At 67.9% G+C, this 15,254-nt stretch carries 14 protein-coding genes; 3 read left to right on the top strand and 11 right to left on the bottom strand.

Annotated features, from left to right (window positions below; all coding sequences use genetic code 11):
* Positions 1–179: 179 nt before the first annotated feature.
* A complete protein-coding gene (locus tag GB880_RS01750; protein ID WP_154490802.1) occupies positions 180–1,307 on the top strand; it encodes an OmpP1/FadL family transporter in 1,128 nt (375 codons plus the stop codon).
* A gap of 65 nt (positions 1,308–1,372) precedes the next feature.
* On the opposite strand, the gene murD is transcribed toward GB880_RS01750, so the two are convergent.
* From murD to GB880_RS01795, 9 genes are all read right to left on the bottom strand, one after another.
* Entirely contained in the window at positions 1,373–2,782 is a 1,410-nt protein-coding gene (gene murD, locus GB880_RS01755) for a UDP-N-acetylmuramoyl-L-alanine--D-glutamate ligase (protein WP_154490799.1), read from the bottom strand.
* A gap of 29 nt (positions 2,783–2,811) precedes the next feature.
* Positions 2,812–3,894, bottom strand: a complete 1,083-nt coding sequence (gene mraY / locus GB880_RS01760; protein ID WP_154490796.1) for a phospho-N-acetylmuramoyl-pentapeptide-transferase — start codon at positions 3,892–3,894, stop codon at positions 2,812–2,814.
* The gene (locus GB880_RS01765) at positions 3,894–5,279 is read right to left on the bottom strand and encodes a UDP-N-acetylmuramoyl-tripeptide--D-alanyl-D-alanine ligase (RefSeq protein ID WP_154550479.1); all 1,386 of its coding nucleotides are present in this window, start codon (positions 5,277–5,279) and stop codon (positions 3,894–3,896) included. The genes mraY and GB880_RS01765 overlap by 1 nt, the downstream gene beginning before the upstream one ends.
* On the bottom strand, positions 5,276–6,745 hold the full coding sequence (locus GB880_RS01770) for a UDP-N-acetylmuramoyl-L-alanyl-D-glutamate--2,6-diaminopimelate ligase (protein WP_154493933.1): 1,470 nt from the start codon (positions 6,743–6,745) through the stop codon (positions 5,276–5,278). The genes GB880_RS01765 and GB880_RS01770 overlap by 4 nt, the downstream gene beginning before the upstream one ends.
* A gap of 29 nt (positions 6,746–6,774) precedes the next feature.
* Positions 6,775–8,580: a peptidoglycan D,D-transpeptidase FtsI family protein gene (locus GB880_RS01775; protein WP_154493919.1), complete on the bottom strand. Its 1,806-nt coding sequence runs from the start codon at positions 8,578–8,580 to the stop codon at positions 6,775–6,777.
* Entirely contained in the window at positions 8,577–8,957 is a 381-nt protein-coding gene (ftsL, locus tag GB880_RS01780; protein WP_154493920.1) for a cell division protein FtsL, read from the bottom strand. The genes GB880_RS01775 and ftsL overlap by 4 nt, the downstream gene beginning before the upstream one ends.
* Positions 8,957–9,925 (bottom strand): 16S rRNA (cytosine(1402)-N(4))-methyltransferase RsmH, encoded by a 969-nt coding sequence (gene rsmH / locus GB880_RS01785; RefSeq protein WP_154493921.1) that lies wholly within the window; start codon positions 9,923–9,925, stop codon positions 8,957–8,959. The genes ftsL and rsmH overlap by 1 nt, the downstream gene beginning before the upstream one ends.
* A gap of 3 nt (positions 9,926–9,928) precedes the next feature.
* Positions 9,929–10,399, bottom strand: coding sequence for a division/cell wall cluster transcriptional repressor MraZ (gene mraZ, locus GB880_RS01790; RefSeq protein ID WP_263467242.1), 471 nt, complete (start codon positions 10,397–10,399; stop codon positions 9,929–9,931).
* Between the two features lie 737 nt (positions 10,400–11,136).
* Positions 11,137–12,231 (bottom strand): Mrp/NBP35 family ATP-binding protein, encoded by a 1,095-nt coding sequence (locus GB880_RS01795; protein ID WP_154493923.1) that lies wholly within the window; start codon positions 12,229–12,231, stop codon positions 11,137–11,139.
* Positions 12,232–12,557: 326 nt separating this feature from the next.
* On the opposite strand from GB880_RS01795, the gene GB880_RS01800 reads away from it, so the two are divergent.
* Positions 12,558–12,785, top strand: a complete 228-nt coding sequence (locus GB880_RS01800; protein ID WP_154493924.1) for a DUF1127 domain-containing protein — start codon at positions 12,558–12,560, stop codon at positions 12,783–12,785.
* Between the two features lie 499 nt (positions 12,786–13,284).
* The gene (locus GB880_RS01805; RefSeq protein WP_154493925.1) at positions 13,285–14,061 is read left to right on the top strand and encodes a 23S rRNA (adenine(2030)-N(6))-methyltransferase RlmJ; all 777 of its coding nucleotides are present in this window, start codon (positions 13,285–13,287) and stop codon (positions 14,059–14,061) included.
* On the opposite strand, the gene GB880_RS01810 is transcribed toward GB880_RS01805, so the two are convergent.
* On the bottom strand, positions 14,046–14,672 hold the full coding sequence (locus GB880_RS01810) for an N-acetylmuramoyl-L-alanine amidase (protein WP_154493926.1): 627 nt from the start codon (positions 14,670–14,672) through the stop codon (positions 14,046–14,048). The genes GB880_RS01805 and GB880_RS01810 overlap by 16 nt on opposite strands.
* Complete coding sequence (locus GB880_RS01815) at positions 14,669–15,247, bottom strand: hypothetical protein (protein ID WP_154550477.1); 579 nt, start codon at positions 15,245–15,247, stop codon at positions 14,669–14,671. Before GB880_RS01815 ends, GB880_RS01810 begins: the two co-directional genes overlap by 4 nt.
* Between the last annotated feature and the right edge of the window lie 7 nt (positions 15,248–15,254).

Genomic DNA, 15,254 nt, shown 5'->3' on the forward strand with positions numbered 1-15,254 from the left:
CCAAGACGCAGTCATCGCACGGCTTTCGCCGCACGGCAGCCGTGGCTCTGCGGCCACGCCGCAACGGCAAGGGCCGGTTCAACGCGGCGTCACGCGGGGCGGGTGATTGACGCAACCGTGGCGCGTGCCGCAGGCTTTGCGTAGCGGCCCGCGAACGGCCGATTCAAGGGGAGGAACATATGAACAAGATCATCACCGGCATCGGGGCCCTGCTGGCCAGCGCCGCGCCGGTGCTTGCCGGCGGGATCGAACGCGCGCCGCAATCGCTGGCGCCACTGTTCGAACAGGGAAATTACGCCGAACTCAGCTTTGGCGGCGTCGATCCCAGCGTGCGCGGCACCGATGTGGCCGGCTTTGCCACCGGCGATGTGGCGCAGGGCTATGGCTTTTTCGGGCTGTCCTACAAGCATCAGTTCAACGAAAACCTGTCGGGCGTGCTGATCGTCGAACAGCCCTTTGGCGCCGACATCCGCTATCCGACCGCGCCGGGCGGATCGCCGGTGCTGGGTGGCACCCGGGTCGAGGTGAACTCGACCACCTATACCGCCCTGCTGCGCTACAAGTTCGACAACAACTTCTCGGTCCATGGCGGTATCCGGGGTTCGCATGCCGACGGCCTGGTCAGCCTGCGCGGCGCGGGCTACGCCGCCACGTCTGGCTATGATCTGGACATCGACGGTGCCTGGGGCGTGGGCTGGGTCGCCGGCGTCGCCTATGAGGTGCCCGAGATCGCGGCGCGGGTGTCGCTGACCTACAATTCGCCCATCGAACACGATTTCGACATGACCGAAAGCGGTGGCCCGCTGCCGGCGACCTTCAGCGGCAACTACACGGTCAAGACCCCGCGCAGCTGGACGCTTGAAGGCCAGACCGGCATTGCCGCCGACACGCTGCTGTTCGGTTCGATCCGCTGGGTGAAATGGTCCGAATTCCAGGTGGACAACTTCCTGTTCCCCATTGCCTCGCCCGCCGGCTCCATCCCGCTGGTCGAGGTCGAGGACACCACCACCTACACCATCGGCGTGGGCCGCAAGTTCACCGAGAACTGGTCGGGATCGATGTCGTTCCTTTATGAACCCAGCGAGGGCGAGACCGTTTCGCCGCTGGCGCCGGTCAATGGCCGCAAGGGGGTGACCCTGGCCGCGGTCTATACCCGCGACAACATGAAGATCACCACCGGCATCAACTACACCAAGCTGGGCGATGCCACCCTGGGCGTGGGCCCCAGCGGCGCCAAGCGCGAGGTCGCCCGCATGAACGACAGCGAAGCCTGGGGCGTGGGCGTGCGCATCGGCTACAGCTTCTGAAGCTGGTGAAATCGCCACAAACCGACAGGGCCCCGCAACCGGGGCCCTGTTCATATCGACTGCCGCTATGCGCCCTGGTCGCGCAGCGCCTGGACAAGGGCGGTGAAATGCTCGCCGCGCTTTTCGAAATTCGGATACTGGTCGAAGCTGGCGGCGGCCGGCGCCAGCAACACGGTGTCGCCGGGCTGCGCCTCGGCCGCGGCACGGGCCACGGCCTGGTCCATGGTCTCGAGCACCTCATGCGGGGTCTGCCCCAGTTGCAGCGCGAAATCGCGGGCGGAGTGGCCGATCAGATAGGCCTTGACCACCGCGCCCAGCAGCGGCTGCAACGCCTCGATGCCGCCATCCTTGCCCATGCCGCCGGCGATCCAGCGGATGTTCTGGAACGCGGTCAGCGCCTTGGCGGCGGCATCGACATTCGTGGCCTTGCTGTCGTTGACCCAGCGCACGCCGCCAAATTCCGCCACCGTCTGGCTGCGATGCGGCAGACCGGCAAAACTGTGGAAGGCGCGCTCGATCTCGCGCGGGGCGACGCCGACGGCGCGGGCGGCGGCATAGGCGGCGCAGGCATTCTGGTGGTTGTGTTCGCCCGGCAGGCCCTTGACCTCGCGCAGATCGATCGAGGCCACCTGCCGCCCCTTGCGGTATTCGGCCAGGAACCCCTTGCGTGCGAACACCGTCCAGCCGAAGCCGTCCAGCTTCTGCCCCGAGGAGACCCGGATCACCCGGTCGTCCATCGGGCCCATGGCCAGCTGATCGGCCAGATAGCGGCCCTCGATTTCGTCCACGCCGATCACCGCGCGATCGGGGCCGCCCTCGGCGAACAGCCGGCGCTTGGCGGCGAAATAGCCGCCCGGGCCGCCGTGCCGGTCCAGATGGTCGGGCGACAGGTTGGTGAACACCGCGACATCCGGGGTCAGCGCCCGCGCCAGGTCGGTCTGATAGCTGGACAGTTCCAGCACAATCACCTCGCCTTCCTCGGCCGGGCGCAGCGACAGAACGCCGGTGCCGATATTGCCGCCGATCTGGGTGGGGCGGCCGGCCTCGCGCAGGATGTGATGGATCAGCGCCGTGGTGGTGGATTTTCCATTCGAGCCGGTGACCGCGATCACGCGTGGCGGCGTGTCGAACTGATCCCAGTCGCGCGTGGCCAGGCTGCGAAAGAACAGGCCGATGTCATTGTCGACCGGCACCCCCCGCGCATAGGCCATGGCGATGACCGGATGCGGGCGGGGGTAAAGATGCGGGATGCCGGGGCTGGTGATCAGCGCCGCGATGCCATCCCAGTTCTGGTCGCGGGTCAGGTCCAGCACCGTCAGCCCGTCGGCTTCGGCCTGGGCGCGGGTATCGGCGCCGTCGTCCCAGACCACCACCCGCGCGCCCCCGGCCGCCAGGGCCGCCACGGTGGCGCGGCCGGACCGGCCCAGCCCCAGAACCGCTATGGTCTGACCTTCGACGCCTTGAACCGGAATCATGATGCTGCCTTTGCTAGCGGGATGCGGGATCAGCGCAGTTTCAGCGTCGCCAGACCGATCAGCGCCAGGATCAGCGCGATGATCCAGAAGCGAATGACGATCTGCGCCTCGCCCCAGCCCTTCTTTTCGAAATGGTGATGAATCGGCGCCATCAGGAACACGCGCTTGCCGGTGCGCTTGAAATACAGCACCTGGATAATGACCGACAGCGCCTCGACCACGAACAGGCCGCCGACGATGGCCAGCACGATTTCATGCTTGGTCACCACCGCAATCGCGCCCAGCGCCCCGCCCAGCGCCAGGCTGCCGGTGTCGCCCATGAACACCGCCGCCGGCGGCGCGTTATACCACAGGAACCCCAGGCCGCCGCCGATCAGCGCCGCCACGAACACCGCCAGCTCGCCGGTGCCGGGCACGAAATGCACGCCCAGATAATTGGCGAAATTGGCGTTGCCGACCATATAGGCGATCACGGCAAAGCTGGCGGCGGCGATCATCACCGGCATGATCGCCAGACCGTCCAGCCCGTCGGTCAGGTTGACGGCATTGGCCGCGCCGACGATCACCAGCACCGCAAAGGGCACGAACAGCACGCCCAGGTTGATCAGCGTATCCTTCAGGAACGGCAGCGCCAGCTGGCCGCTCAGCCCCGCAGGGTGCAGCCAGGCCGCCGCCGTCCCGGCACAGCCCGCGATCAGCAGCCCCAGCAGCAACCGGATGCGCCCCGACAGGCCGGCGTGATGCTGCTTGGTCACCTTGGCATAGTCGTCGGCAAAGCCGATGGCGGCATAGGCCAGCGTCACCAGCAGCACGATCCAGACATAGCCATTGTCCAGCCGTGCCCACAGCAGCGTGCCGACCACCAGCGCCGCCAGGATCAGCAGCCCGCCCATGGTCGGCGTTCCCGCCTTTGAGAAATGGTTCTGCGGTCCGTCGTCGCGGATCGGCTGCCCCTTTTTCTGCTTGCGCCGCAGCAGGTCGATCAGCGGCCGGCCGAACAGAAAGCCGAACAGCAGCGCGGTGAAGAAGGCGCCGCCGGCCCGAAAGGTGATATAGCGGAACAGGTTGAAGAAATCCCCGCCATCCGACAGGTTGGTCAGCCAATACAGCATTACGCGGTCCTTTCGCCAGGCGGCGTGCTTTGGCGTGACTGTCGCAGCGCGTCAACCACCATCGAGATTTTCGAGCCCTTCGACCCTTTCACAAGCACGATATCGCCGGTCTGCACCAGCGTGTCGGCCTGCGCGGCCAGTTCGGCGGCGGTCTCGGCATGGCGCCCGCGCCGCGCCTCGGGCAGCGCCTGGTGCAGCGCCAGCATCCGCGGCCCCGCGGTATGGACCAGGTCCACCGCCTGCATCGCCGCGTCGCGGGCCATGTCGGCGTGCATGCCGATTTCCTCGGGGCCGAGTTCCAGCATATCGCCCAGAATCGCGACCCGCCGCCCGCCGTCAAGCCGCGCCAGCGTCGCCAGCCCCGCCGCCAGCGAGGTCGGGTTTGAATTATAGGCGTCGTCGATCAGGCGGATACCGCCCAGATCCTCGACCGCGCCGCGTCCCACCACAGGGCGCCAGTCGCCCAGATCCCGCGCGGCCTGCGCCAGATCGGCACCCGCTGCAGCCAGCGCCGCCAGCACGCCGACCGCGTTCATAACGAAATGGGTGCCGGCGCTGGCCAGGGTGAAATCGACAGTCTCGCCCAGGATGCGGGCGCGCACGCGGGTGGCGCCATCGCCGGTCCGGACCGTCAGCGGCCGTGCCATGCCTTGGTCGCCAAATCCGATGACCAGCGCCCCTGCCCGGTCGGCACAGTCGCGCAGGATCGGCGTCACCGCCAGATCCTCGGGCAGAACCGCGGTGCCGGGTTGCGTCAGCCCGGCAAAGATCGCGCCCTTTTCGCGCGCGATCCCCTCGATGGCGCCGAAAGCCTCGAGATGGGCGGCGGCCACGGTGGTGATCATCGCCACCTGCGGGCGGGCCAGTCGGGCCAGCGGCTCGATCTCGCCGGGATGGTTCATGCCGATCTCGATGATGGCATAATCGGTGTCCGCCGGCATCCGCGCCAGGGTCAGGGGCACGCCCCAATGATTGTTGTAGCTGGCTTCGGCGGCATGAACGCGCCCCTGCCCCGCCAGCGCCACCCGCGCCATTTCCTTGGTCGAGGTCTTGCCGACCGAACCGGTGATCGCGATCACCCGACCCTGCATCCGCGCGCGGCCGGCCCGGCCCAGCGCCTGCAGCGCCTGCAACACATCGGGCACCAGCAGCAGCGGCGCGTCGGGGGCGACACCTTCGGGGATGCGGCTGACCAGGGCCGCGCCGGCGCCGCGCGCCAGCGCCTGGGCGACGAAATCATGGCCATCACGCGCCGCCTGCAACGCCACGAACAGATCGCCCGGCGTCAAGCTGCGGCTGTCAATCGAAACGCCGGTAACGGCAAAATCACGGGTTGCGCGTCCGCCGGTGGCGGCGGCCGCATCCTGCGCAGTCCAAAGCGTCATATCTTGCCATCCAGCGCGGCGACGGCGACCGATGCCTGCTCGGCGTCGTCAAAGGGAAACACGTCATTGCCGATGATCTGCCCGGTCTCGTGCCCCTTGCCGGCGATCAGCAACGCGTCGCCGGGTTGCAGGGCATCGACGCCGCGCAGGATCGCCTCGGCCCGGTCGGCGACCTCGATCGCCTCGGGTCCGGCGCCAGCCAGAACTTCGGCGCGGATGGCGGCAGGATCCTCGCTGCGGGGGTTGTCGTCGGTGACATAGACGACATCGGCGAAATCGCGCGCCGCCTCGCCCATCAGCGGCCGTTTCAGCCGGTCGCGGTCGCCGCCGGCGCCAAAGACCACGATGATGCGTCCCATCACATGCGGCCGCAGCGATTGCAGCGCCGAGGCCAGGGCGCCGGGCTTGTGGCTGTAATCGACAAAGACCGCGGCACCGTTGTCGCGCACCGCCGCCAGTTCCATACGCCCGCGCACCGTGGTCAGGCCGGGCAGCGTGTCGATGACGCGGGCCGGATCGTCCCCCGCCGCCATCGCCAGCCCCGCCGCCGCCAGCACGTTTTCGGCCTGAAACCCGCCAATCAGCGCCAGCCGCACCAGATGCGCCTGGCCGAGATGGCTGAAGCGCAAGTCCTGCCCGGTGGCATCGTAACGCTGGCCCAGGATGCGCAGATCGGCGCCCTCGTCTCGGCCGATGGTGGTCAGGACCAGGCCGCGGTCGCGCGCGATCCGGGCCATCTGCCGGCCGCGCGGGTCGTCGATGTTGATGACCGCGCCCGCGCCCTCGTCCAGGACGCGATCGAACAGCAGCGCCTTCGCGGCGAAATATTCATCGAAATCGCGGTGATAATCCAGATGATCCTGACTGAAATTGGTGAAGGCCGCCGCCTTAAGCCGCACCCCGTCCAGCCGGCGCTGGTCCAGCCCGTGCGAACTGGCCTCCATCGCGGCATGGGTGACGCCGGCGGCCGCGGCCTCGGCCAGCACGCGGTGCAAGGTCAACGGGTCGGGCGTGGTATGGGCCAGCTTGGCCTGATAGTCGCCCTGCACCCCCATGGTGCCCAGGCTGATGGCGCTGTGTCCCAGCGCCTGCCAGATCTGGCGGGTAAAGGTCGCGACCGAGGTCTTGCCCGAGGTGCCGGTGACCGCGACCATGGTGTCGGGCTGGGCGGCGAACCACAGCGCAGCCGCACCCGCCAGCGCGGCGCGCGGATCCTCGGCCACCACCAGCGCCGCCGGTGAATCCGCCAGCAGCTCGGCGGCGATTTCGGCGCCGCGGCGGTCGGTCAGCACCGCACAGGCGCCCTGGCGCAGCGCATACTGGATGAATTCGCCGCCGTGCACGGTCGATCCGGGCAGCGCCGCGAACAGATGACCTGGCCTGACCTGGCGCGAATCGACGGAAATGCCCGTCACCTCGGGGTCGCGCCCCTTGTCCCCCCTGAGCCCCAAAAGGGACAGCCGCATCGCCCGCTGTGCCACGGATCCTCCGTTCATCAGTTCGAGACGAGCTTTAGCCCATCCGGCAACGGCCGTTCAACCATGGGCAGCGGCGTTTCCACCATCGGCCGCAGGCCCAGCAGCGGGGCGACGCGGCGGATCAGCTCGCCGGCGACGGGGGCGGCGGTCGAGCCGGCGGTGCGGCTTTCCCCGCCACCCGCCAGCCCGACCGAAGGTTCGTCCAGCGTCAGCACCAGCACATATTCCGGTGCGCTGGCCGGAAAGGCCGAGGCGAATGTCGCCACCACCTTGTTGCGGTAATAGCCGCCCTGCGGACGCGGCTTGTCGGCGGTGCCGGTCTTGCCCGCGACCTCGTAGCCCTCGACATTGGCGCTGCGGGCAGTGCCGCGGGTGACGACCTGGCGCAACAGCTGCATGGCGGTATTGGCTGCCGCCGGGGACAAGACCTGCTCGCCCTCGCGTGGACTGCGCTCATGGACCAGTGTCGGCCGCACCCGCTTGCCGCCATTGGCGATGGTGGCATAAGCCGCCGCCAGATGCAGCGGGCTGGCCGCCAGTCCATGACCAAAGGACACCGTTGCCGCCGTGACCGCCGGCCAGCGCGACGGCACCAGCGGCTTGCCGGTCGGGCCCTCGCTCATCTCGATCGTGGTCGGCTCGAAAAAGCCCAGCTTCTCAAGAAAGTCGCGCTGGCGCTCGACCCCGACCAGCTGGGCCACCCGCACCGTGCCCACGTTCGAGGACTTGGCGATGATGTCGGCCACCGACAGCTGACCGCCGTAATTGTGGAAATCGTTGATGAGATATTTGCCGATGCGCATCGGCGATTTGGAATTGATCATCGTCGCCGGGCTGACCAGCTTCAGGTCCAGCGCCTGCGCCACCGGGAATATCTTGAAGGTCGAACCGAGTTCGTATTGACCCTGCACCGCGCGGTTGAACAGCGGGCTGTCCGAAGGATCGCCCTTCAGCAGCGGGCGCGGGCGGTCGTTGGGGTCGAAATCCGGCAGGCTGGCCATGGCCAGAATCTCGCCTGTCTTGACATGCATCAGGATGCCGGTGGCGCCCTTGGCGTTCATCACCTTCATGCCGTTGCCCAGCACCTCCTCCATCGCGGCCTGCACGGTCAGGTCCAGCGACAGGGTCAGCGGCGCGCCGTCATTGGCCGGATCGCGCAGCCAGCGGTCGAAGGCCTTTTCCACCCCGGCGACGCCGACCACCTCGGCGCTGGCCACATCCTCCTTGCCGAAGGTGGCGCCACCCAGGATGTGGCTGGCGATGTGACCATTGGGGTAAAGCCGCATCTCGCGCGGGCCGAACAGCAGCCCCGGTTCGCCGATGTCATGGACGGCCTGCATCTGTTCGGGGCTGATCTTGCGCTTGATCCAGACGAAGGTGCGCTTGCCGGTAAAATCCTTCAGCAAACGCTCGCGGTCCAGATCGGGAAAGATGCGTGCCAGCTCGCGCGCGGCGCCCTGCGGATCGACCATCTGGTGGGGGTGCGCATAAAGCGAATGCGTCAGCAGGTTGGTGGCCAGCACCCGGCCGTGGCGGTCGGTGATATCGGCACGCTGCGAGATGATCTGCGCCCCCGTCGTCTGCACCCGGGGTTCGCGCGGCTGGGTCGAGGCCAGCACCCCCATCTTGACCCCCACGATCGAAAAGGCCAGCGCAAAGGCACAGGACATGAACACCAGCCGCCCGCGGGCGCTGCGGCGCGCACCTTCCTGGATTTCGGCATGGCGCTGCGCCCGGTTCTGTGCCTCGATCGTATCGGGATTTTCACCGTTGGCGCGGGCGCGAAGGATGCGGGCCAGCGGGCGCAAGGGCGTGCGGATCATGGCGTCGTCTCCTGTGGTCGGCGGGGCGGAAATCCTGGTGGGCGCGGGGTCAGGGCCGCGTCGGGGCCTTCGGCGGCTTCGCCGGGCCGGGTCACGGGAAAGGCGACCTGTCCCACATCGACAAACTGCTCGGCGCCAAAGGGAACCAGCCGCAGCTTGTCGAAATTCAGATTGACCAGATTGCGCAGCCGTTCGGGGCGATTCAGATAGGCCCATTCCGCGCGCAGAACCCCCAGTTCTTCGCGCAGCGCACCGATCTGACGCTGGACATTGGCCATGTCGTTGATCGCGGCCTGGGTGCGATAATTCTCGCGATAGGCCCAGAAGGCCAGTCCCATCACGATCAGCGTGGTCATCACATACAGCAGCGAACGCATCAGCCCCTCCGCTCGTTCAGCATCGGCAGGCCCAGCAGTCCGGGGGCAACACGGCCGGCCGGGGCCTGGGTGCGGATACCCACGCGCAACAGGGCCGAGCGCGCGCGCGGGTTGGCGGCCAGTTCCGCCTCGTCCGGGCCGATGGCGCGACGAAAGGGCAGGTGAAATGCGGCCTCGTCGCGTTGGCTTTCCGGGGCATGACGGCTGCCGCCGCCAGCACTGTTCGATCGCGCCTGCATGAAGCGCTTGACGATGCGGTCCTCGAGCGAATGAAAGCTGACCACCGCCAGCTTGCCGCCCGGGCGCAGAGCCCGTTCGGCCGCGGCCAGCCCCTCGACCAGCTGGCCGAATTCGTCGTTCACCCAGATGCGGATGGCCTGAAAGGCACGGGTCGCGGGGTGGCTTTGTCCCGGCTTGGGACGCGGCAGGCAGCCGGCGACGATATCGGACAGCTGCCCGGTGCGCGTCAGCGGCCGCGCGGCGACGATGGCACGGGCAATGCGGCGCGCGGCGCGTTCCTCGCCATACAGATACAGCACATCCGCGATTACCTGTTCGGGGGCGCTGTTCAGCAGATCGGCCGCGGTCGGGCCATCGCTACCCATGCGCATGTCCAGCGGGCCATCGCGCAGAAAGGAAAAGCCGCGCTCGGCCTGGTCCAGCTGCATCGAACTGACCCCCAGGTCCAGCACCACGCCATCGACCTGTTCGCCCGCCAGCCGGTCCAGATCGGAAAACGTGCCTTCGACCAGACGCAGCCGGTCACCATACTGGCCGGCCCAGGCCGCCGCCAGGGCAAAGACCGAAGGATCGCGGTCGATGCCGATGACCCGTTCGGCACCTTGCGCCAGAAGGCCGCGCGCATAACCGCCGGCGCCGAATGTGCCGTCGATCCAGGTGCCGGTCACAGGCGCAACGGCCCGCAACAGCGGGCCAAGCAGGACGGGCAGATGGGGAGCATCGGCCATGCCCTACCCCCCCTCCTGTGGCGCCAGCGACAACAGCGACAGCGGGTCGGCACCGGGTTCCAGTTCGGGGACGCGGGCCTCGAGCGCGCGTTCTTCCTCGGCATAGGCTTCAGGCGACCAGACCTTGAGACTGTCGCCGGCCGAGATGAAGAAGGCACTGTCGCTGAGCCCGATCTTTTCGCGCAGTTTCTGCGGCAGGACCAGACGACCGTCACCGTCGATCTCGGCCTCGTCAGCGTGGCCCTGATAGATGTTTTCCAGCAAGTTGCGGGCAGCGCTGCCGCGCGGCATCCGGGCGATGCCGGCCTCGATTTCCTCCATCGCGGCGATGGTGAACAACTGCAGGTATTTCCAGTCGCGCGTCCCATGGACGATGACCAGCTGCGCGCGCTTGCCGGTGTCCCAGTCGGGGTCGCAGGCTTCAAAGACGCGGCGGAACTTGGCGGGGATGGAAACGCGACCCTTCGCGTCCACCTTGACCTCTTCCGACCCTCTGAACCGGCGTGCCAACGGCGCGCACTCCTTCCACTGTCCCGGCCTTTCCGGTCGCCCGAAAAGGAAAGGGCGGATCGGGCTGCTGCCACTGCCCGATCCGCCGCCCTCGTTCCCATCTCTGGGCCCCGTAGTTTCGGGGATCGCACCCTGCCTTTCGCGCCACCTGGGGGAGGTGCTGCTCGCACGCGGCAAGGTCATGTTCGGAAGCGGGTTGCCTGTATGAAAGCCTGCTTGTCGCCTGCGGGGTCTTGCCGCCCCTATGCCCGTTCCGTGAGGTCAGGGATGCCATGGGAATTTACGGGACGCAATGGATTTGTTTGGGGCCCAAGCAGGGGCCGGCAGGGGTTCGCCGGTGAACGACTCGGGAACCTGTATTTACCATCGCTGCCACTGTCCCATAAGTAGACAGACTACTTACGCATCACACCATATGTAGTGGGCGATTGATCTGTGGCAATTTGGTCCCAGATTTTCCCGAAAATGGTCCACACGCCGGCGGCAGGCGGGAAACCTCGTTCCAATGCCCGGAATGCGCGCCTTGTGGCGCAGATTCGGCCGTGCAGATCACGGTCATTCACGCCGCGGTGATTCGGGGAAGGTCGGGCTTTCCCGTAAAATCCCAAGCCAGCTTCGGGCGCAGGGCGATCACCAACCACCTGCATCCGCATGCCGCGATGCGTCATGGACAGGACGAACCGCAGCGGGCCGAATCAGGATCAGGCCATCCCGCCGGCCACCAGCCGCGCCGCCAGGTGGGCAAAGGCCTCGGCCACAGGACCGCTGCCAGCCGCGACCGGGATGCCGGCATCCCCCGCCAGCCGCAGGTCCAGATCCAGCGGGATCTCGCCCAGGAAGGGCAGATCCAGCGCCCGGGCCTCGGCCGCGACACCGCCATGGCCGAACAGATGCGCCTCGTGCCCGCAGTTGGGGCAGACATAACTGGACATGTTCTCGACCAGGCCCAGCACCGGGGTCTTGAGCTTGCCGAACATGTCGATGGCACGGCGCGCGTCGATCAGCGCCACGTCCTGCGGCGTCGAGACAATGATCGCCCCCGTCACCCGCGCCTTCTGGCACAGCGACAGCTGCACATCCCCCGTGCCCGGCGGCAGGTCCACCAGCAGCACATCCAGCCGGCCCCATTTGACCTGGGTCAGCATCTGTTGCAGCGCCCCCATCAGCATGGGCCCGCGCCAGACGACCGCCTCGCCTGCCTTCATCATCAGTCCCAGCGACATCACCGTGACGCCATGGGCGTGCAGGGGTTCGATCGTCTCGCCGTCGCTTTTCGGCCGCTGTCCGGTCAGCCCCAGCATCTGCGGCTGCGACGGCCCATAGATATCGGCATCCAGCAGCCCGACCCGACGGCCCTGTCGCGCCAGCGCCACGGCCAGATTGGCCGTCAAGGTCGATTTTCCGACCCCGCCCTTGCCCGAGCCGATGGCCAGGATGCGATCAACACCGCTGACCGGTGCCGGCCCCGCCTGCGGCGTGGGGTGGCGGCCGATCTTCAGCGACGGCGCATCGGCCCGGGGTGCGGCCGGGGGCGTGGTGCCGGCAGGGGCCGAAGGCGCGGTGGTGACGATCTGCACCTTTTCGACCCCCGGCAGCTCGGCAAGCCGCCGCTGGGCCTCGGCCTCGACCCGGCCCAGATTGCGTGCATAGGCGGCGTCCGGCGCCTCGATGACAAAGCGGACCACCCCCGATTCGACGCCCAGCGCGCGGACGAAATCCCGCGAAACCAGGTTTCCGCCCCCCGGCACATCGATCGCGGCAAGCACTTCAAGCACACGTTCTCGTGAGATGGTCATGGCGGTCCCCGTCTTTCGGCGCCACCAACATCGCAATTCGCCACCCGCTGGGCAAGGCGGTGAAATCGCGCATTTCCGCCAAACCCCTGTGACCCCGCGTAAAATCGTTGTTAGCGCCATCAGAATCGCGAAAGTCTTGTTACGGTTTTGTAAAAATGGCGCCTTATTAACGATTTGTGACCGCATTTTGAGCAAGCCATTCCGATACTGCATAGCAGCATCTCGCCCCGCAGCCATTGTGCAAATGCAGAAACAGCGCCATCTTGGCTTCAACAGCGCGGCACCCGAAACCCCGCCGCGCCAGACGAAAGACCGAAGGTAAGAAGATGGCTGTTCTTGATCTGATCCATGGCGCGCAGCGCAGCGAAACCGGCCTGATCGGCACGATTTCCGGCTTCATCGCAAATGCCCGCGACTACATGGCCCGCCGCGCCCTCTACAACCAGACCGTCCGCGAACTGCGCGGGCTGAGCACGCGCGAACTGGCCGATCTGGGCCTGACCCCGTCCAGCCTGACCAGCGTCGCCTATGAAGCGGCCTGGGGGCGCAAGTAAGTTTCCCTTTCCGGACCCCTCCTCCTCCCTGGGTCCGGGTTTCGGCGGCATCCTCCCTCCCTCCTCCCTGAGGGTGCCGCCAGGAAAGCCGGCAGCAGCTTCCACCAGATGGCGAAGCTGCTGCCACAGATACCGCGAAACCCTTCCCTCCTCCCCGGGTTTCGCAGTTCAGGCGGCAGACTCTCCCTCCTCCCCGAGGATGCCGCCATCCTTACGGCGAAGCCCCTCCTCCTCCCTGGGCTTCCCGGTTCCGGCGGCGCCCCGTCTCCTCCTCCCTGGGGGCGCCGCCTTGAAATACGCGCCGCAAGGCGCAGGAATGCGACGGCCTCTCCTCCTCCCTGGGCTGTCGATACGCGGCGATGGCGCCCTCCTCCCTGCCATTGCCGCATCCATACGCGGCCCCTCCTCCTCCCTGGGCCAGCGTTGTGCGGCGGCGCCCCCTCCTCCTCCCTGGGCGTCGCCGCTTTTCATTTCGACATGCGCGGGCTAAGCGGGGCGGATGTTGTCCTATCAGCACGCCTTTCACGCCGGTAACCTGGCCGATCTGCACAAGCACGCGCTGCTGGCGTGGATGCTGGATTACCTGACCCGCAAGCCGAAACCGATCAGCTATCTGGAAACCCATGCCGGGCGCGGCCTTTACGACCTGGCCGGGGCCGAGGCAGACAAGACCGGCGAGGCCGCGCAGGGCATCCGGCGCGCGCTGGATCAGGGTTGGCTGGCCGCCGATCATCCGTTGATGCGGGCGCTGTCGGCGATCCGGGCTGCGCACGGACCCCACGCCTATCCGGGATCGCCGCTGATCGCGCACCATTTCCTGCGCCCCGGCGATGTCGCGCATCTGGCCGAGCTGCATCCGGGCGAACACCAGGCCCTGGCGGCAGTGGCGGGCTTTGCGCATCTGCACCGTCAGGACGGCTTCCGGATGGCGCAGGCACTGTGCCCGCCGACCCCGCGCCGGGGGCTGCTGCTGATCGACCCCAGCTATGAGCTCAAGACAGACTATTCCGCGATCCCCGGCCAGATCGCCAAACTGGCGCGAAAGTGGAACGTCGGCGTGATTGCATTGTGGTATCCGCTGCTGCGCGACGACCGCCACCGGCCGATGCTGGCGGCGCTGGCGAACAACCATCCGCAGGCGCTGCGCTCGGAAGTGGGCTTTCCGCCGGCGCGCCCCGGTCACGGCATGATCGGATCGGGCATGTTCGTCGTGAACCCGCCCTTTGGTCTTGATGACGAAGCACGGCGCCTGCGCGCCATCTATGACAGGCTGTAGGCAAGGCCGGCCGCCAGCCGGCGGTCGGTTTCATCCTCGGGGCCGCGCGCCCAGGGCCGGAACCGCAGCCGGAATGCCGCCAGCCGGCCCGGACCCGGCGGATAGCCGATGCGTGTCAGGCTGTCCTCCAGCGGCAGATCGGCGCCGGGCTGCGGCCAGACCGCCAGCCCTTGCAGCGCCAGCCGCCGCCAGTCGAAGCGCGGGCCGGGGTCGATCTTGCGGTCGGGCGCCATGTCGGAATGCGCGATCACCCCGGCGGCCGGGATCTGCCAGCGCGCCATCACCGCGCGCAGCAGCACCTCCAGCGCGGCCATCTGCGGTTCGGGAAAGGGTCGGTCGCCGGGATTGGCCAATTCGATGCCGATGCTGCGGGAATTGACATCCGCCTGCCCCTGCCAGGAGCCGGCGCCGGCGTGCCATGCGCGGCGATCCTCGGCCACAAGCGCCTCGGTCAGTCCGGATTCATGGATCAGCCAATGGGCGCTGACTTCGGCCAGCGGATCGCACAGCCGCGCGCGCGCCTGGGCGGCATCAGCCATGCCGGTGTAGTGCAGGACCACCAGCGTTGGCCGCTGCCCGCGCCGATCCCCGTGATTGGGCGACAGGCTCAAAGCCTGGGCTGGCGATAGGGCGCGGGATCCCAGCCGCAGACATAGCCGTCGCCGTCGGGATCCATGCCGCGCGGATCGATCAGCGGGCCGCCGGCGGCCAGAAATGCGGCCTGCGCCGCGGCAGCATCGGCAAAACCGCGGCAAAGGCGCATCGCCGCCGCATCCGAGCCGCCGCTGCGCGGATACACCCGGGTTCCGGGTGCATGCGTCTGCTGATGGGCATAACGCACCAGCATCGGCGTGGGACCGTTCGCCGGCGCCGCAGCAACCGTCGCCGGCGCGGGCTGCGCCGCCGGGCGTTGGCTGACCCTTACGGTTCCCGGCGCGACCTGACGGCGCGCGGTCGTGCCGGCGATATCGGCAGCAGTCGGCGCCTGCACCGGCAGCGCCAGCGGGATCACCGGCGGCACCGCCGCCCGACCCTGCAAGGCGGCCTCGCGCTGTTGGACATAGGCCGCATAGCGCGAGCCGTTGTGCATGGCGCTGTAATTCGGGTTCCAGCCGGTGTTTTCGGCACAGGCTGCCAGGCACAGCAGCCCTGCGCCCAGCATGCCCAGTCGCGCGATCTTGGCCATCACTTCC

Origin of the sequence: Paracoccus sp. SMMA_5_TC, from assembly GCF_009696685.2 — a bacterium.
Classification (GTDB): domain Bacteria; phylum Pseudomonadota; class Alphaproteobacteria; order Rhodobacterales; family Rhodobacteraceae; genus Paracoccus.